Below are 18,318 nucleotides of genomic sequence, written 5' to 3' on the forward strand. Positions count from 1 at the left end.
TCCTTCGGGACAGACGGGCATACGGCTCTGACCTGGGCGGATGAGCGCAGGGGCAAGGAGACGTCCCGCGGCGTCGTCGGGCGCGGAACGAGGAGGGAGGGGGTGTCGCGAGGCTGTCGGGGGGCTGAGGTCTCGTCAGCAGGCCGGACAGATGGCGCTGGACATGCGACCGAGGTCGACGTGTCGTCGACTCACCAGGGCGATTCCAGTTCCGAACATGGCGGAAGCGTGGCACGGGGTCCTGGCGAGCGTCCACTGTCGTCCATGATCCGGACACTTGCGTCTCGCTATGCGATATGTCCGTGTCATGGACATCGGCGCACGTCAGCGGTGTACGCCCTGGTCAGTGGCGTCCGGGGACGCCGCTGGAGAGAGAGGTCCTGAGGCAGGTGAAGGGCCGCGGGGGGGGGCGTGAGGCGCGTGCGCCGGACGGGGCCGGCGGGGCGGGCGGGACGGAGGAGGCGGAACCGTCCGGCTCGGACCGTTGGGGGCGGGCGCCCGGGGCGAGGCGGAACCGTCCGGCTCGGGCCGCGGGGGCGGCGGGCGCGTGGGACGCCGCGGGCGCGTGGGCCGAGGGCCCGGGTGCCGAAGGCCCCGCCGCGCCACCGGTCGCCGGCCTCCGCGATCCCGCGCAGCTCCTCGTCCTCGCGGCGACGGCACAACAGGAAGTCGGCGATCTCGCGGCGGCGCGCAGGGTCGGCGGCGGCGCCGCGGGCGCGTGGGCCGAAGGCCCGGGCGCAGAGGGCGCGGGTGCCGAAGGCCCGGGCGCAGAGGGCGCGGCGCCGAAGGCGGGGTACAGAGGGCCCGGTGCCGAAGGCGGGGCTGGGCGGCCCGGGGCGTGCGGGATGCCGCCGATCACGCTGTGGCGGGCGCGCGGGCCGGGCGTTCCGGGTGGCCCGGGTCCCGGTGGCGGGGTCGCGGACGCGGGGTCAGGCCGGGAACGCGCCGGGCCAGGGGCCGGGGGCGGCGGGGACGTTCTCCTCGGCGGTCTCGGTGCGGAAGAGGCGGAACCCGCGGCGCAGGTAGTTGTCCATGGCGTGCTCGCCGTCCAGGCTGCAGGTGTGCAGCCAGACCCGCGTGGTCGACGTGCGCCCCGGCCAGCGGCCGGCCAGGTCCCAGGCGCGGGCGACGCCCTCGGAGAGCAGGTACCCGCCGATCCGCCGGCCCCGGAAGTCCGGCAGCAGGCCGAAGTACACGATCTCCACCACGCCCTCGTCCTGCGCCTCCAGCTCCACGTATCCGGCGGGCGTGCCCCGGTCGTACGCCACCCAGGTCTCCACGCCGGGCCGCTCCAGGTGCTCCCGCCACCGGGCGTGGGACCAGCCGAGCCGGTCGATCCAGGTGATGTCGCCGCCCACCGAGGCGTACAGGAACCGGCTGAACTCCGGCGAGGGCACCTCGGCCCGGACCACGCGGACGTCGCCCTCCGGCACGGCGGCCGGACGCAGGTCGGCGGCGGAGGTCTGCTCGAGGGACCAGGTGGTGACTGTGGTGGCGGTGGTCGTGCTGCTCATGCGGTCAGACAATCATCCGGGCGGGAACTCTGTCGAGAAACCGCCGGTCATCGCACACCTCACCCGTCGGGCAGGCTCCGGCCGCGTCACTCCAGCGAGGCGTCGACCGCGCGCAGCGGCACGGCGAACAGGGTCCGCTCCCCGTCCCCCGCCGCGTCCGCGACCCCCCAGAGCTCACCGGTGCCCGAGCGGTACGCCAGCCCGCGCGCTCCCGCGGCCCAGCAGAAGGGGAGGTCGTAGTCCCCGCACCGCGCGGCGCGGGCGGTCCGCTCCCCCGCCGACTGGGCCCACAGCGCCCCGCGGCCTCCCTGGGCCTCGCGGGGGTCGGCGGCCAGGTACCACCGGTCCTCGGCGGCGCCCTCGGGCCGGTGCGCCACCACGCCCCGGATGCCGGTCGCCTCCGTCCGGTAGCTCTCCACCGGCCGCGCGAAGCCGCTGCCGTCCACGGAGAGCAGTCCCTCCCGGCCCTGGTAGCCGCTGAAGGTGTAGCGCCACAGCCGCGACCGCCCCTCGTCCCGCCGCTCGGCGGCGACCAGGGTGTCGGGGGAGGTGGAGCGGTCCACCGAGAGCGCGCCGAGACAGGCGGAATTGTCGTCCCCCTCGGAACACCCGGCGCCGCGCAGGCGGTACGAGGCCACGGCCGGCAGGACGAAACGGCTTCCGTCGTCCGCCCGCGTGCCCTCCGCCCGGTGCACCCGGTCCAGGGAGAAGACGTGCAGGGTCTCGCCGCCGCCGGGCCCGCCCACGGTGGCCAGCAACTTGTCCTGGTACCAGACGATGCCGCGCAGTTCGGCGCCGAGCGGCCGGTACCCCTCGCCCAGCCCGTCCTCGGCCTGCGGGGTGGGCAGGGCCAGCAGTCCCCAGGTGTACGTGAGCCGGTCGGGGTCGCCCGCGTCGACGAAGGCCACCCGCGCGGATCCGGGCCCGTCGGCGTCCTCGGTCCGCGTCCAGGCGGACACGATCACCGGGTCCTCGCCCCAGCGCCGGTCGGAGTCGGCGGGCGCGGCCACCGACACCGGGGCCCAGTCCTCGTCCCGCGCGTCGGCCTTGTCCCAGCAGTAGGAGCGCGCCGCCGCCGGTTCCGCGGGCAGGGATCCCTCGTCCGCGCAGTCGTCGCCGCCCGGCATGGTGTGCTCGGCCTCGCGCAGCACCGTGCGCAGCGGGACGGCGCCGCCCAGCCGGTCGGCGAGGGCGTCGAGCCGCGGCCACGGAACGGCCTCCTCGCGGAGCGTGGGCCCGGTGGCGGCGGGGAGTCGCTGCAGGCCGCCGGGGGTGTCGTCGGTCGCCTGCGACACGCTGATGACGGTCGCCGCTCCGGTGAGGGCCAGCGCCGTCCCACCCAGCAGGGCACGCAGCGCCACACCCCTTCTGCGTCTGCGGTGCCTGCCCCGTGCCATCGGGTTCCTCCTGTGTCCTCGCCGTAACACTGTTCCGCGGCAACGGAGTTGTGTCCACCGCCGGTCATGAGGAGTTGTCCGTGGATGGTACGGCAGTTGTGGCCGAGCCTGGTCAACACCCTGGTGGATGGGGAAGGATCGCCGCCACCCACCCCCCGTTCCTTACCCACGGACACCGGAGGATCCACACATGATCCGTCACACTCCTCGCCGCACCACCGCCGCGGCCGTCGCCGTGGCGGCGCTGGCCGGTCTGGCCGCCGCCGGACCGGTCGTCGCGGCGGAGGGCGCCCCGGCCGGGCGTGTCTTCATGGTCAACCCGGTGCAGGCCACCGGCGACCAGACCCTGGTGGACGCCAAGGACGCCGCGTCCGCCGTGCCGGAGTCCGCCTACGCCCTGGCGGCGCTGCGCAACCTCGACGGCAGCGGCCGGCTCTCCGGCCGGTGGGTGACCGTCCGCTCCGAGACCGGGTCCCCGGCCGAGGTCGCGCGGGCGGGCGCCTACGACCGGCACGACGACGAGTTCGAGCAGGTGATGGCGTACTTCTGGATCAACGAGGCGCAGGAGTACCTGCAGGGCCTCGGCTTCGGCAGCGAGCTGCCGGGCGTCAACGACCGGGCCCAGCCGGTCCGGCTGAACCAGTGGGGCGCGGACAACTCCTACTTCACCGACAAGAAGGCGGAGATACGCCTCGGCAAGGGCGGGGTGGACGACGCCGAGGACGCGGAGGTGATCGTGCACGAGTACGGGCACGCGGTGCACCACGCGCAGGTGCCGGGATACGGCACCTCGGTGGAGGCCGGGGCGATCGGCGAGGCCTTCGGCGACTACCTCGCGGTGACCGTGGGCGACCACGCGGTCCGTCGGTACGGGTGGACGCGCGACGCCGACCTGGCCTGCGTCGCGGACTGGGACTCGGTGCCGTACTCGGGGACCCCGCACTGCCTGCGGCGGGTCGACGGGTCCAAGACCTACGCGGACCGGGTGGGCGAGGTCCACGCGGACGGCCAGATCTGGTCCCGCGCCCTGTTCGACATCCGCGGGGCCCTCGGCGCCCGCACGGCCGACCGGATCATCGTGAACGCCCAGTTCGACTTCGCCCCGGACACCAGCTTCAGCGACGCGGCGCGGGCGACCGTCGCCACGGCGGAGGAGATGTACGGGGCGAAGGCGGCCGACGCGGTCCGCGCGGCCTTCCGGGCGCGGGCGATCCCGGGCGTCTGACGCCCGCCCGCCGCGCGGCGGTGGTGCCGGGGCCGGCGTCGCTTCACCAGGACGCCGGCCTTGTGTTTTTCCCGACGAGCGTACGGGAGCGGTGGCCGAGTGGCGCGGCTGCTCAGAAGGCGCGGCGGGAGGGGGACGCCCCCGGACGTCCCCAGGTGGCGCGGTGGGAGACTGGGCCCGGACCGGACCCGCAGGGTCCGCACGTCATCGATACGTCATCCGCACGTCAGAAGGGCCCCCATGGACGAGGCAACGGCCCGCGCCGTCCTGGCCACCGCCGCCGCCACGCCTGCCCACGCGCACGCGTACCAGCGGCTCCGTGGCATCGACGCCGGGACGGCGCCGCTGCTGTCGTTCGGCGACAACGCCGTGTTCGCCGTCGGCGGCCTCGTCGCCAAGATCGCCCGGACCTCCGACCTGCTGGACCGCGCCCGTCACGAGGTGGCCGTCGCGCGCTGGCTGGAGGAGCAGGGGGTGCCGGCGGCGCGCGCCGCCGGGGAGCCCGAACTGGTCGACGGCCATCCGCTGACCCTCTGGCACCGGCTGCCCGATCCGGTCCGCCCGGCCGGGGCCCGCGACCTGGCGGAGCTGCTGCGGGTGGTGCACGCCCTGCCCGCCCCGCCTCTCCCGCTCCCCCGCCGTGAGCTGCTCGGCGGTGTCGAGCGCTGGCTGACGCTGGCCGGCGACGCGATCGACCCCGAGGACGCCGCCTACCTCCGCGCCCGCCGGGACGGCTTCGCCGCCGAGGCGGCCGCGCTCACCCCGCACCTGGAGCCGGGGACGATCCACGGCGACGCGCTCCCCCGCAACGTCCTGATCGGCCCGGACGGCCCGGTCCTGATGGACCTGGAGACCTTCTCCCACGACCTGCGCGAGCACGACCTGGTGGTCATGGCCCTCTCCCACGACCGCTACGGACTGCCCGGCGAGGCGTACGACGCCTTCACCGCCGCGTACGGCTGGGACGTGCGGGAGTGGGAGGGCTGCGCGGTCCTGCGCGGGGCCCGGGAGACCGCGAGCTGCGCCTGGGTCGCCCAGCACGCGCCCACCAACCCGAAGGCCCTGGCCGAGTTCGAGCGCCGGGTGGCCTCGCTGCGCGACGGCGACCCGACGGTCCGCTGGTACCCCTTCTGAGGCACGGCCGCGGCCGGCCGGGGACGCGGGCCTCAGCAGGCCGGGGACGCGGCCCCGGCGGGCCCGTTCACGCCTGGCGGGCCCGTTCCCAGGCCGCCTCGAACTCCTGCCGACTCGCCCGGCGGGGGGCCAGGTCCGGGTCCCACAGGTCCACCGGCGGATCGAACAGCCGGTCCTTGGGCCCGGTCCGCACACCGGTGCCGTCCGCGGCGATCTCGACCTGCCGCAGCCGCCGGCCGTCGGGACCGAGCTCGAGCAGGAGGACGACCGGTTCCCCCTTCTCGTCCCGGACCTCCCGCAGCCATACCCGCTCGCGCCCGGCGAGCACCCCGAAGCCGGGCCGGGCGCGCTGCTCGTCGCGCTGCCGGCGAAGGCTCGTCAGCGGGTTGGGGTCCGGGTCCGTCAGCCCCACCTCCGCGAGGTTCCAGCCCCGCGCACACCGCGCGGTGTCCGGGTCGTCGACCACCTCGACCTCGGCGACGGCCTCCACGACCGCCCGGGCGGAGGGCGCCCGCACCCACCACCACAGCTGCCCCATGCCGTAGTCGTGGCAGACCAGGAACCTGCCGCCGTCCCGCGCACCGGGGTCCCGTACCTCGGCGGCGCTCGTCGCGGCGGCGCTCACGCGGCTTCCCGCAGGGGCCACGCCCCGTCGACCACCGCGTCCGTCTCCCCCTTGGAGCGCAGGAAGTCCTGCAGCCCGGCCGCCCAGGAGGCGCGCCACCCGATCTGCTGCCGGTGCAGTTCGGCCACGCCCAGGCCGGCCACCTTGGCGTGGCGCTCGGCTATCGCCCGGGCCAGACGGGCCGCCGCCAGCGCGTCGGCGGAGGCGTCGTGGGCGCCGTCCAGCGGGACGCCGTACTCGGCGCAGACCGCCTCCAGGGTCCGCTTGCCGCGGCGGTAGCGGTCGACCTCCCGGTCGACGGTGTACGGGTCGATCACCGGCGCCGGGTCCTGACCGCCCAGCCGCTCGCGCAGCGAGGGCAGGCCGTGGCGGCGCAGCTCGGCGGACAGGAGCGTGAGATCGAACGCGGCGTTGTAGACCACCACGGGTATGCCGGACTGCCAGTAGCCCGTGAGCACGCCCGCCACCTCGTCGGCCACCCGGTCGGCGGGCAGGCCCGAGGCCGCGACCCGCTCGTTGGTGATGCCGTGGACGGCGACCGCCTCCGCGGGGATCTCCATGCCGGGATCGGCCAGCCATTCCCGGCGCCCGGCGACCTCGCCCTCCCTGACCTCGAGCACGGCGGCGGTGACGATGCGGGCCTCGTGCGGATCGGTGCCGGTGGTCTCCAGGTCGAAGCCGATCAGCGGTGCGTGGTGCCAGCCCATGGCGGCCCCCCTTTCGTGGTGATGCGTTCCCCCAGGTGTTCCTCACCTTCGCACGCACCACTGACAACGCCGGGGCCGCGTTCCGTCCCCTCCCGCCCCCTTACGGCCGAAATCGGCCCGGCGGATATCGGGAGATCAGGACACCGGGCGCGAATCCGCCCAGGCCACCTCGAACTCCTCGCGGTAGGTGGGGAACAGGGCGCTCTCCTCCGCCTCCCCCGACCTGACGACCCGGCCGCCGTTGCGCAGCAGCATCACCGGGGCCTCCATGCCCCGGGTGCGCCGCAGGTACGACTGGACGACCCCGACGCCGTCGGCGCCGTCCCCGTCGACCAGGTAGGCCGTGAAGCGGGGCGTCTCGTCGTAGACCTGGATCTCGAAGGCGCCCGGGTCCCGCAGCCGGGAGCGCACCCGGCGCATGTGGAGGATGTTCATCTCGACCGCGCGGGCCAGCTCGCCCCGCTTGATGCCGAGTTCGCGCTCGCGTCGGCGGACGGCGCTGGAGGCGGGGTTGAGGAACAGCAGCCGCACCCGGGTGCCGGACTCGGCGAGGCGGACCAGCCGCCGCCCGGAGAAGTTCTGCACCAGCAGGTTGAGGCCGATGCCGATGGCGTCCAGCCGGCGCGCGCCGCCGAAGATGTCCTCGGCGGGGAAGTGGCGCAGCATCCGCACCCGGTCGGGGTGGACGGCGACCACGTCGGCGTACCGGTCGCCGACCAGGTCCTCGACGGCGTCGACCGGAAGGCGACGGGCGGAGGGCACGTCCCCGCCGGCGCCGAGCATGTCCAGCAGCCGGGCGGAGGCCCGCTCGGCCTGGGAGAGGACCGCGGCGGACAGGGCCCGGTTGCGGGTGACCACGTTGCGGGCCACCTCGAGCTCGTCCAGGGCCAGCTCGAGGTCGCGGCGGTCGTCGAAATAGGGCTCGAAGCAGGGCCAGTGCTGGACCGTCAACTCGCGTAGCTGGGGAAGCGTGAGGAAGCTGAGCACGTTGTCGTCGGCGGGGTCGAGCAGGTAGCCCTTGCGGCGGCTGACCTCGCGGACGGCGACGGCCCGCTGCACCCATTCCTGTCCGGCGGGCCCTGCGGCGGCGACCACCCAGTCCTCGCCGTGGACCGGCTCGTAGACGGGGCGCAGCACCGCGGCCACCACCGCGCGCATCCGCTGTTCGACGAGATTCAGCCAGATGTAGGCCCGGCCGGCCCGCTGGGCCCGGGTGCGCACCTCGCTCCAGGCCTCGGCGCCCCATTCGAGCTCCGGCCCGATGGCGGCCTCCATCGGCCGGGCGAGCGACACCGCGCCGGGCGGGGCGTCTGCCGGGTTTCCCTCACGACCGCCGTCGCCAGGGGGCAACTCCAGGCCTCCCGAGCCCACCCGTGCACCGCCTTCCGCTCCCCTGGAGCCGTCCTCTTCAATGATCAAGAAAGATTACTCCGGGTTGGCGGGCGGTGCAGCCGGATGCACAGGCTCGTTCCCCAACTACCGCATCCGGCACGCCCGTTCCAGCAGTGCGACGGAGACGGAGTGAGTCTTTTCATACCGCATCGGCGGTGGTCGGAGGGGTGCTCGTCGGCCTCAGCAGCGTCACCGGCCCAGAATGGCCGATTCCGCTTCTTCCGCATCCCCCTCCGGACCTTCATGATTCCGCGTCCCCTTTCCGGGTGAGGTTGCGACCAACTCCGTTGACCCGGGGTATCCGATCGGGAGCATCGGTGCGTGCTTCGCCGTCTTTCGGGAAGAATCGGCAGGAACTGGGCGAGGCGCACAGGCACCGCCGATCCGTACCTACCTGGGAGAGTCGAGTCCATGCAGGTCTGGCCGGGAGAGGCGTACCCACTGGGCGCCACCTACGACGGCGCCGGCACCAACTTCGCGGTCTTCACGGAGACCGCGGAACGTGTCGAGCTGTGTCTGCTGCACGACGACGGCTCGGAGACGGCGGTCGAGCTCAAGGAGAGCGACGCCTTCGTCCGGCACGCCTATCTGCCGGGGGTGATGCCCGGTCAGCGGTACGGCTTCCGGGTGCACGGTCCGTACGCCCCCGAGCGCGGGCTGCGGACCAACTCGGCCAAGCTGCTGCTGGACCCGTACGCCAAGGCGGTGTCGGGGTCCGTCCGCTGGGGCGAGGAGGTCTACGGCTACCGCTTCGGCGAGCCGGACAGCCGCAACGACATGGACTCGGCGCCGCACACCATGACCTCGGTGGTGGTGAACCCCTACTTCGACTGGGGCGACGACCGGCCCCCGCGCACCCCGTACCACGAGACGGTGATCTACGAGGCCCATGTGAAGGGCCTGACCATGCGGCATCCGGGGCTGCCCGAGGAGCTGCGCGGCACCTACGCGGCGCTGGCCCATCCGGCGATCCTGGAGCACCTGACCGATCTGGGCGTGACGGCGCTGGAGATGATGCCGGTCCACCAGTTCGTGAACGACCACCGCCTGGCCGACCTGGGTCTGAGCAACTACTGGGGCTACAACACCATCGGCTTCTTCGCGCCGCACAACGCCTACGCCTCCTGGGGTGACCGCGGGCAGCAGGTGCTGGAGTTCAAGTCGGCGGTGCGGGCGCTGCACGAGGCGGGCATTGAGGTCATCCTCGACGTGGTCTACAACCACACCGCCGAGGGCAACCACCTGGGCCCCACCCTGTCCTTCCGCGGCCTGGACAACTGCTCGTACTACCGGCTGACCGACGACCCGCGGTACTACATGGACACCACGGGCACCGGCAACAGCCTGCTGATGCGCTCTCCGCACGTCCTCCAGATGATCATGGACTCGCTGCGGTACTGGGTCACCGAGATGCACGTGGACGGTTTCCGCTTCGACCTGGCGGCCACGCTGGCCCGCCAGTTCCACGAGGTGGACCGGCTGTCGTCCTTCTTCGACCTGGTGCAGCAGGACCCGGTGGTCTCCCAGGTGAAGCTGATCGCCGAGCCCTGGGACGTCGGCGAGGGCGGCTACCAGGTCGGCAACTTCCCGCCACTGTGGACGGAGTGGAACGGCAAGTACCGCGACACCGTGCGCGACCTGTGGCGCGGTGAGCCGCGCACCCTGGCCGAGTTCGCCTCCCGGCTGACCGGCTCCTCGGACCTGTACCAGGACGACGGCCGCCGTCCGCTCGCCTCGGTCAACTTCGTCACCTGCCACGACGGTTTCACCCTGCGCGACCTGGTCTCCTACAACGACAAGCACAACGAGGCCAACGGCGAGGAGAACCGGGACGGCGAGAGTCACAACCGGTCGTGGAACTGCGGCGCGGAGGGCGACACCGACGACCCGGGCGTGCGGGAGCTGCGCGGCCGGCAGATCCGCAACTTCATCGCCACCCTGATGCTCTCCCAGGGCGTGCCGATGATCAGCCACGGTGACGAGTTCGCCCGCACCCAGCAGGGCAACAACAACGCCTACTGCCAGGACAACGAGCTGGCCTGGGTGGCCTGGCCGTCCGGGGAGGACGACGGGGAACTCGACGAGGAGACGCTGCGGATCCGGGAGTTCACCCGGGCGATGGTGTGGCTGCGGCGCGACCACCCGGTCTTCCGCCGCCGCCGCTTCTTCCACGGGCGCCCCGTCGCGGGCACCCACGACGAGCTCTCCGACATCGCCTGGTTCACCCCCGAGGGCGCGGAGATGACGCCGGAGGACTGGGACACGACGACGGCCGGGGCGCTGACCGTGTTCCTCAACGGCAACGCCATCTCCGAACCGGGTACGCGCGGCGAGCGGGTCGCGGACGACTCGTTCCTGCTGCTGTTCAACGCCTCGCCCGAGCCGATGGAGTTCACCCTGCCGGACGACCACGGCCAGCACTGGCAGGTGGTCGTCGACACGGCCCTCGCCGAGGGCGTGCCGGAGGGCGGCGGGCCGAAGCTGCGCGCGGGCGAACGGCTGACGCTGACGGACCGTTCCCTGACGGTGCTGCAGCGCCCGGCCTGACCCCGGCGGCCGGGGCCCCTAGCTGCCCGGCCGCCACCCGCACGGCACACCGCCCCGCCCCGCCTCGGCCCCGTCGCCCCGGGCGGGGCGGTCCGGTGCCAGGCCGGAGCGGTTTGGCCGCCGGGGCGGGGCGGGCCGGTGCCGGCGGCGCCCCCGCCCGTCCCGTCGACCCCTCGCGTCACTCGTCCGGCGGAACGCGGCAACGCCCGCCCCGAGTCGGGGTACACCCCTTGCATGGACTCCCGCGCGCCCACCGCCACGTACCGGCTGCAGCTCCAGCCGGGCTTCCCGTTCGCCGCGGCCGAGGCCGCCGCCCCGCACCTCGCCGCCCTAGGCGTCTCGCACCTGCACCTGTCCCCCGTCCTGGAGGCCGTGCCGGGCTCCACGCACGGCTACGACGTCACCGACCCGACCAGGATCCGCGAGGAACTGGGCGGGGAGGACGCCCTGCGCTCCCTGTCCCGCACGGCCCGCTCGCTGGGCCTCGGGCTGGTCGTCGACATCGTGCCGAACCACATGGCGATGGCCCCGCTGTACAACCGCCCGCTGTGGGAGGTGCTGCGCAAGGGTCCCGGCTCCCCGTACGCCGCCTGGTTCGACATCGACTGGGAGGCCGGCGGAGGCCGCGTGCTGCTGCCGGTCCTCGGCGCGCCGCTCGGCGCGGAACTCCCCCACCTGCGCGTGGACGGGGACGTGCTGCGCCATCACGACCAGGCCTTCCCGCTCCGCCCCGGCACCGAGGACCTGCCGCTGCCCGAACTCCTCGACGCCCAGTTCTTCCGCCTCGGCTGGTGGCGGCTGGCCCGCACCGAACTGAACTACCGGCGCTTCTTCACCGTCTCCGAGCTGATCGGCGTACGGGTGGAGGACCCCGAGGTCTTCGACGCCACCCACGGCAAGATCCTGGAGCTGCTCGACGAGGGCGTCGTCGACGGCCTGCGCATCGACCACCCGGACGGCCTGGCCGACCCCGGGGCCTACCTGCGGCGCCTGGAGAAGGCGACCGGCGGCCGCTGGACGGTCGTGGAGAAGATCCTCGCCGAGGACGAACGCCTCCCCGAGGCCTGGCCGGTGGCCGGCACCACCGGCTACGACACCTTGCGCCGCCTGGACGCGGTCCTCACCGACCCGGACGGCGCCCGCGCCCTGCTGGACCACCACCGGCGGCACACCGCGGTGCCCGACGCCCTCGGCGGCGACTGGGAGGCCACCCGGCACCGCAGCGCCGAGCGGGTGATCGACCACGAACTCGCCGCCGAGACCACCCGGCTGACCCGCGCGGCGGCCGCCGCCTGCGCCTCCTGCACCGATCCGGAGCTGCGCGACCGCGCCCCGTGGGCGCTGCGCACCGCGCTGCGGGAACTGCTGGTGCGCATGGAGGTCTACCGCCCGTACACGCCGCGCGACGCCGTCACGGTGCTCACCGAGGAGGCCGCCGCCGAGGCCCGCGCGGCGTTCACGGTGCCCGAGGAGGCCGAGGCGGTCGACGTCGTCCGCGGGCTGCTCGTCGGCCGGTACGGGGAGTGGCCGGAACAGGTCGAGCTGTGCACCCGCTTCGCCCAGACCTCGTCGGCGCTGCGCGCCAAGTCCGTGGAGGACAGCGCCTTCTACCGGCACGTCCCGCTGCTGTCGGCCAACGAGGTGGGCGGCTCCCCCGACCGTCCCGCCGTCACCCCCGACGAGTTCCACGACTGGTGCGCCCGTCTCCAGCGGGAGCGGCCGCTGACCGGCACGGTGCTCTCCACCCACGACACCAAGCGCAGCGCCGACGTCCGGGCGGCGATCGCGGTGCTGAGCCAGTGCCCGGACCGCTGGGCCGAGGTCGTCGAGGAGGCGACCGCCGCGAGCACCGCGAGCGGCGGCGGACCCGACCGGCAGCTGGCCTGGGCGGGCTGGCAGACGCTGTTCGGGCTCGGCGAGCCCTCCGAGGAGCGGCTGTCGGGGGCCCTGCTGAAGCACGCCCGCGAGAACGGCCTGCACACCACCTGGACCGAGCAGGACGCCCGTTACGAGGAGACGGTCACCACCTTCGTCACCACCGCGCTGTGCGGGTCGCCCGGCGGACGGGTCACGGAGCTGCGCCGGTCGCTGGAGCCGCACATCCGGGCCAACGTGCTGGCCGCGACGCTGCTCCACCTGACGATGCCCGGCGTCCCGGACGTCTACCAGGGCGGCGAGGGCGAGTACCGGGCCCTGGTCGACCCCGACAACCGCGACCCGGCCGTCCTCCCGCACCCGGACCCGGGCGTGAAGGGCGTGCTCACCACCGCCGCACTCGCCCTGCGCCGCCGCCGGCCCGAGCTGTTCGGGGCGGACGCCTCCTACCGCCCGCTGGCCGCGGAGGGGGCCGCGGCCGGGAACTGTCTGGCCTTCAGCCGCTCCGGCCGGGTGCTGACCGTGGTCACCCGGCTGTCGCTGCGCCTGGCGGAGTCCGGCGGCTGGGGCGGCACCGAGCTTCCGCTGCCGCCCGGCCGCTGGAACGACCTGTGCGCCCCGGGACGGGTGTTCGAGGGGCGGGTCCCTCTCTCCGACCTTCTCGGCCCGCTGCCGGTCGCCCTGCTGGAGCGCGCCGACGACGACTGACCCCGGGCGTCCGGCCCCGCGAGCCCCTTCCGGTGGGGCCACGCGGGGGGCGGGGCGCGGCCCGAAGACCGCGCCCCGCCCGCCTGCCCGCCCGTCCGCGCCGGCCCCGGCGGCGGATCACTCCCGCACACCGTCACGCCGTCACGCCCTCACGCCGTCACGCCGTCACGCCCTCACGCCGGGCCGGGGACCTCGGCCGGCGCAGTCTCCGCGAGCGTGAACACATCACCCGTTCGGGCGGTCATCACGCACTCGTTGGGAAAGGTCTCCGTGTACTGCACCAGCTTGCCGCCCCATTCGCCGCGGGCCCGGGCGGTCACCGGCGCGTACCGCATGGGGCAGACCGCGTCGGACCGCGCAGGGATCGCCTGGAGGTCACCGCGCGCGTCGGCCAGTTCGGCGCAGGCGCGGACCGCCTCACGATGGCCCACGGCCTGCGGCGGGTCGCACAGCAGCAGCGTCCCTCGGGCGGCGGCCGGCGCCCCGGAACGGGCGTCCGCGCCGGTCACCGACAGGTAGACCCAGTTGCCCTGGTAGGGCTCGGGGGCCGCCTGGGCGGGGGCCGTGGGCGTCGTCAGCAGCAGCGCGGCCGCCGTCAGCAGGGCGCCGCGCACCGGAAGGCCCCGGAAGGCCGGGGCGCAGGGGATCAGTCTCATAGCCCATGCATCGGCATGCGCGGGGGTCTGCCACACCCAAGTCACCTGAAGGGAGTAGGGCGTGAGGCGTCGCACGGGAGGGAAAGGTCTGATCCGGAGCGCGATGATCCCTCGGTGACGCAGGATGGACCCGCTGCAACCAGGGAATCCGGGCCAATCGCTGGAACGAAGGGGAGCCGTTCGTGGAGTTCGAGGTGTGGGCGCCGCAGGCAGGCCGGGTGACGCTCCATTGCGACGGGAGCGAGCACGCGATGGAACCCGACGCGCTGCGCCGGGGGTGGTGGACGGCGCAGGCCGACGCGGCGGACGGGTCGCGGTACGGGTTCGCGCCGGACGACGGGCCGGTGCTGCCGGACCCGCGCTCGCGGCGGCAGCCGGACGGCCCGGACGGGCTGAGCGCCGTCGTCGACCACGGGCGTTACCGGTGGCGGGCGGACTGGCCGGGGCGGCCGCTGCCGGGCGCGGTCCTCTACGAGCTGCACGTCGGCACCTTCACGCCCGAGGGCACCCTGGACGCGGCCGCCGCGCGGCTGGAGCACCTGGCGGACCTGGGCGTCACCCATGTGGAGCTGATGCCGCTCTGCCCGTTCCCCGGCCGGCACGGCTGGGGCTACGAGGGCGTCTCCCTGTGGGCGGTGCACGAGCCGTACGGAGGGCCCGAGGCCCTCAAGCGTTTCGTGGACCGGGCGCACGAGCTGGGGCTCGGCGTCGTGCTCGACGTCGTCCACAACCACCTCGGTCCGTCGGGCAACCACCTGCCCGCGTTCGGCCCGTACTTCACCGAGACCCACCACACGCCGTGGGGCGCCGCGGTGAACCTGGACGCCGCCGGTTCGGACGAGGTCCGCGACTTCCTGGTGGACAGCGCCCTGTCCTGGCTGCGGGACTACCGGCTGGACGGGCTGCGGCTGGACGCGGTGCACGCGCTGTGCGACAACCGGGCCTACCACTTCCTGGAGGAGCTCTCCACGGCCGTGGACCGGCTGGCGGTGGGACTGGGCCGTCCGCTGTTCCTGATCGCCGAGTCCGACCTGAACGACCCGCGCCTGGTCGCGCCCCGCGAGACGGGCGGGCTGGGGCTGCACGCCCAGTGGAACGACGACTTCCACCACGCGGTGCACACCACGCTGACCGGCGAGTCGCAGGGCTACTACGAGGACTTCGCCCGTGACCCCTTCGCCGCGCTGGCCAAGACGCTGACCGCCGGGTTCTTCCACGACGGCACGTACTCCGGCTTCCGCGGGCGGCGGCACGGGCGGCCGCTGGACCGCAGCCGGTTCGCGGCGCACAAGCTGCTGGGCTACTCCCAGACCCACGACCAGATCGGCAACCGCGCGCAGGGCGACCGGCTCTCGGCGACGCTGTCGCCGGGCCTGCTGGCCTGCGCGGCGACCCTCACGCTCACCTCGCCGTACACCCCGATGCTCTTCATGGGCGAGGAGTGGGGCGCCTCCACGCCCTGGCAGTTCTTCACCGACCACACCGACCCGGAGCTCGCGGAAGCGGTCCGGCGGGGGCGGCGGCGGGAGTTCGCGGCGCACGGGTGGGCCGAGGAGGACGTTCCCGACCCGCAGGACCCGGCGACGCGGGACGGGTCGTGCCTGGACTGGACGGAGCCGGCGAAGGAGCCGCACGCGCGGCTGCTGGCCTGGTACCGGATGCTGATCGCGCTGCGGCACGAGCAGGGGGACCTCACGGATCCCGACCTCGCGGACGTGCGGGTCGCGTACGACGCGGAGGCGCGGTGGTTCGCCTTCCGGCGTGGGGACCTGCGGGTGGTGCTCAACCTCGGCGAGGCCCCCGCGGAGATCCCTCTCGGCAGCCGCCCCGTCGAGGTCCTCGCCTCCTGGACCCCCCTCGAGACCCCCGCCCCCGACGGCCACCTCCACCTCCCCCCACAGTCCTGCGCCGTCCTCCGCCAGACCTGACCGTCCCTGGGCCCTCGAGGGCCCGGGCACCCTCGGCCGCCCCCTGCGGGCAATCGTGCCGCTGGGGCGGCCCGCCCGCCCGCAGGGGTTCAGGCGGCGCGGCCGGGCGGAGGCCGGCCCTGGCCGAGGCAGGGCCGGAAGTCGGGCCCCGTGGTGCGTGGGCGGGCCGAGGCCGTCGGTCAGTAGGCCTCGTCGCGAAGGTCGGAGAGGCGTTCGAGGAGGATGGGCTCCCAGGCCTGCGCGAGCTCCGTCCGCAGCAGCGTGTGCCGCTCCGACTCCCCCGGCCCGAACCGCTGCACCAGCGCCGCCAGCCGCAGCACCGCGTCGCACCGGGCCAGCCACAGCCCCCGCAGGCACGGCCGAGGGCCGTACCCGGCGAGCGTCGCCGCCCGGACCGCCGCCGGGGACCCGATGGCGCGGGCGAGGCCGGCGATGTCCTCCGCCGGGTCCCCGAGCACCGCGTCGGTCCAGTCGAGCACCCCCCGCACCCGTCCGTCCGCGCTGATCACCAGGTGTTCCGCGCTCAGCGCCCGGTGCACCAGGGCCGCCGTGCCGGGCCGCACCTCCAGCTGCGTCGCGCCCGCCTCGCTGAGCGGCCGCAGCCACCCCGCGTCGATCTCGTCGGCGGCGACCAGTTCCTTGGCGGCCTGCCGGGCCTCCCGCCGCAGCGTCTCGAGCGAACGGGGCGCGGCCTTGGGCACGCCCACCGCCTCCGCCTGCCGCAGCGGCACCGCGTGCAGCCCGGTGAGCAGCCCGGCGAGGTCCGCCTCGCCCAGGGCGGTCACCTTGTGCCGGGCTCCCGCGCCGCCCTGGAGGGCGGTGTCCAGGGTGTATACCAGGCCCGGCCGCCACTCGCCGTGCCCCCGGCTGACCGGGACCGGGACCCCCACGTGCGGCCTGACCAGGTCCCGCAGCCGCAGCTCCCGAAGCCGCCGCGCCGACTGCTCGCGGTCGTGGGCGAGCCGCAGCACGTGCCGGTCGCCGACCCACCAGGTGCTGTGGGCGCGCTCGGGCTCCGGCGTCTTCTCGTCCACCACGGGACGGATCGCGCTTTCGCCGGAGGATCCGTCGCCGGACTCGGACGGAAGAAGGGTGCGGACCAGCTCGCGCAGCTCGTCCTCGGAAGGCGGATTCGGTGCCTGATTCATGATGGTGGTGCCGTTTTGTTCGTGCCGGAGGGGGTTCGGGTGGGGGTGGGCCGGTCCGCGACGCGCATCAGCCGACCGTCACGATCTCACGAGGGGCGTCGTTGAGCCGCCGTCCCCCTCCCTCGGTGACCGTCACGATGTCCTCGATCCGGACGCCGAAGCGGCCCGGCAGGTAGATCCCGGGCTCCACGGAGAAGCACATGCCGGGCACCAGCGGCTGCCGCTCCCCCTCGATCATGTAGGGCGGCTCGTGGGTGGTGACGCCGATGCCGTGGCCGGTCCGGTGGATGAAGTACTCCCCGTACCCCGCCTCGGTGATCACGGCCCGGGCGGCCCGGTCGACGTCCTGGCAGGCGGCGCCGGGCCGCACCGCGCGGAAGCCGGCCTCCTGGGCCTCGCGGACGATGTCGTGGACGCGGCGCTCCTCGTCCGTCGGCTCGCCGACGTGGACGGTGCGCGAGATGTCGGAGCCGTAGCCGTGCATCAGGCCGCCGAAGTCGAGGACCACCATGTCGCCCTCCTCGACGACCCGCTCCCCGGCCTCGTGGTGCGGGTTCGCGCCGTTCGGGCCCGAGCCGACGACCGTGAAGTCCACCTGCTCGTGGCCGAAGCCGCGCAGCAGGCCGGCGAGGTCGGCGGCGATCTCCTCCTCGCGGCGGCCGGCGAAGCGGACCTGGCGGATCCCCGCGAAGGCCGCGTCCGCGGCGGCCCCGGCGGCGGCCATGCGCTCGAGCTCGACGGCGTCCTTGACCGCCCGCAGCATCGGCAGCGCCTCGCTGAGGGCGACGTGGGAGCTGTCGGGCAGGGCGCGCCGCATGCCGAGGAGGTGGAGCGCCCAGGTGTTGTCGCTGACGGCGTAGCGGCCGCGCTCGTCGAGGCCGAGGGAGGCGACGGCGTAGGGATCCTTGCCGTCCGTCCAGTCCCGCAGGGTGAGGGCGTCGGCGCCGGCCGCCTTCGCGGCGTCGGGCGCCTCCAGGGTGGGCACCACCAGGACCGGCTCCCGGCCGGGCGCCAGGGCCAGCAGGGTGAGCCGCTCGGTGGCGGCGGGCGGGGTGTAGCCGGTCAGCCAGACCATGTCGGGGCCCGGCGCGATCAGCAGACCGGCCAGTCCTGCGGCCTCGGCCGCCCGGACGGCGCGTTCCATCCGCACCCGGTGGTCGTCGGCGCTGAAGGGTTCGAACGGGCCGGTCATCCGGGGGCCTCCCTGGAAGGTGAAGGGCACGGTGGGGCATGAGCAGCGGGTGCGCCCCAGGCCTCAAGTGTCCCGCATCCGCACCTGCGGCGTTGCCTCATTGACGTGTTCCCGCCCGGCTTGCGCCGCTGGTGGGCCCGGTCGTGGCCCCCGCGGCAAGGCCGTGCCCGGGGACACAGGGAGCACACGGGGACACACGGGGCACACCGCCGGCCAGCCGTTGGCCGCGTGGCCGCCGACGGGGGTGCGCGGCACCCGTGGGGTCCACGG

14 protein-coding genes are annotated in these 18,318 nt (G+C 74.6%); 5 read left to right on the forward strand and 9 right to left on the reverse strand.

Annotated features, from left to right (window positions below; genetic code table 11):
• Window positions 1–135: 135 nt before the first annotated feature.
• The 3 genes from ABT026_RS28560 to ABT026_RS28570 form a co-directional block, all read right to left on the reverse strand.
• Window positions 136–315 carry a putative leader peptide gene (locus tag ABT026_RS28560; RefSeq protein WP_351118058.1) on the reverse strand — a complete coding sequence of 60 codons (180 nt, stop codon included), beginning with the start codon at window positions 313–315 and terminating at the stop codon, window positions 136–138.
• A gap of 614 nt (window positions 316–929) precedes the next feature.
• Window positions 930–1,514 (reverse strand): GNAT family N-acetyltransferase, encoded by a 585-nt coding sequence (locus tag ABT026_RS28565; protein WP_351118059.1) that lies wholly within the window; start codon window positions 1,512–1,514, stop codon window positions 930–932.
• Window positions 1,515–1,600: 86 nt separating this feature from the next.
• The gene (locus ABT026_RS28570) at window positions 1,601–2,911 is read right to left on the reverse strand and encodes a hypothetical protein (RefSeq protein WP_351118060.1); all 1,311 of its coding nucleotides are present in this window, start codon (window positions 2,909–2,911) and stop codon (window positions 1,601–1,603) included.
• 190 nt (window positions 2,912–3,101) lie between these two features.
• On the opposite strand from ABT026_RS28570, the gene ABT026_RS28575 reads away from it, so the two are divergent.
• Window positions 3,102–4,136, forward strand: a complete 1,035-nt coding sequence (locus tag ABT026_RS28575) for a M4 family metallopeptidase (protein WP_351118061.1) — start codon at window positions 3,102–3,104, stop codon at window positions 4,134–4,136.
• A gap of 240 nt (window positions 4,137–4,376) precedes the next feature.
• Entirely contained in the window at window positions 4,377–5,270 is an 894-nt protein-coding gene (locus tag ABT026_RS28580; RefSeq protein WP_351118062.1) for an aminoglycoside phosphotransferase family protein, read from the forward strand.
• 67 nt (window positions 5,271–5,337) lie between these two features.
• Here the strand turns inward: ABT026_RS28580 and ABT026_RS28585 are convergent, their stop codons facing one another.
• The 3 genes from ABT026_RS28585 to ABT026_RS28595 all read right to left on the reverse strand — a co-directional run bounded on the left by ABT026_RS28585 (window position 5,338) and on the right by ABT026_RS28595 (window position 7,973).
• Window positions 5,338–5,895: a hypothetical protein gene (locus ABT026_RS28585; RefSeq protein WP_351118063.1), complete on the reverse strand. Its 558-nt coding sequence runs from the start codon at window positions 5,893–5,895 to the stop codon at window positions 5,338–5,340.
• Window positions 5,892–6,602, reverse strand: coding sequence for a 3'-5' exonuclease (locus tag ABT026_RS28590; RefSeq protein ID WP_351118064.1), 711 nt, complete (start codon window positions 6,600–6,602; stop codon window positions 5,892–5,894). Before ABT026_RS28590 ends, ABT026_RS28585 begins: the two co-directional genes overlap by 4 nt.
• 135 nt (window positions 6,603–6,737) lie before the next feature.
• A complete protein-coding gene (locus tag ABT026_RS28595) occupies window positions 6,738–7,973 on the reverse strand; it encodes a DUF5919 domain-containing protein (protein ID WP_351118065.1) in 1,236 nt (411 codons plus the stop codon).
• 432 nt (window positions 7,974–8,405) lie between these two features.
• On the opposite strand from ABT026_RS28595, the gene glgX reads away from it, so the two are divergent.
• A complete protein-coding gene (gene glgX, locus ABT026_RS28600) occupies window positions 8,406–10,541 on the forward strand; it encodes a glycogen debranching protein GlgX (protein ID WP_351118066.1) in 2,136 nt (711 codons plus the stop codon).
• A gap of 234 nt (window positions 10,542–10,775) precedes the next feature.
• The gene (gene treY, locus ABT026_RS28605; protein ID WP_351118068.1) at window positions 10,776–13,124 is read left to right on the forward strand and encodes a malto-oligosyltrehalose synthase; all 2,349 of its coding nucleotides are present in this window, start codon (window positions 10,776–10,778) and stop codon (window positions 13,122–13,124) included.
• A gap of 173 nt (window positions 13,125–13,297) precedes the next feature.
• Here treY and ABT026_RS28610 read toward each other — a convergent pair whose 3' ends face one another.
• The gene (locus tag ABT026_RS28610; RefSeq protein WP_351118069.1) at window positions 13,298–13,780 is read right to left on the reverse strand and encodes an SSI family serine proteinase inhibitor; all 483 of its coding nucleotides are present in this window, start codon (window positions 13,778–13,780) and stop codon (window positions 13,298–13,300) included.
• 182 nt (window positions 13,781–13,962) lie between these two features.
• On the opposite strand from ABT026_RS28610, the gene treZ reads away from it, so the two are divergent.
• Window positions 13,963–15,708 (forward strand): malto-oligosyltrehalose trehalohydrolase, encoded by a 1,746-nt coding sequence (gene treZ, locus ABT026_RS28615; RefSeq protein ID WP_351118070.1) that lies wholly within the window; start codon window positions 13,963–13,965, stop codon window positions 15,706–15,708.
• Between the two features lie 179 nt (window positions 15,709–15,887).
• On the opposite strand, the gene ABT026_RS28620 is transcribed toward treZ, so the two are convergent.
• Entirely contained in the window at window positions 15,888–16,856 is a 969-nt protein-coding gene (locus tag ABT026_RS28620) for an aminoglycoside phosphotransferase family protein (RefSeq protein ID WP_351118071.1), read from the reverse strand.
• A gap of 67 nt (window positions 16,857–16,923) precedes the next feature.
• Window positions 16,924–18,048, reverse strand: coding sequence for a M24 family metallopeptidase (locus tag ABT026_RS28625; RefSeq protein ID WP_351118072.1), 1,125 nt, complete (start codon window positions 18,046–18,048; stop codon window positions 16,924–16,926).
• Window positions 18,049–18,318 lie beyond the last annotated feature (270 nt).

The organism is Streptomyces sp. NPDC002734 (assembly GCF_040295685.1).
Classification (GTDB): Bacteria; Actinomycetota; Actinomycetes; order Streptomycetales; family Streptomycetaceae; genus Streptomyces.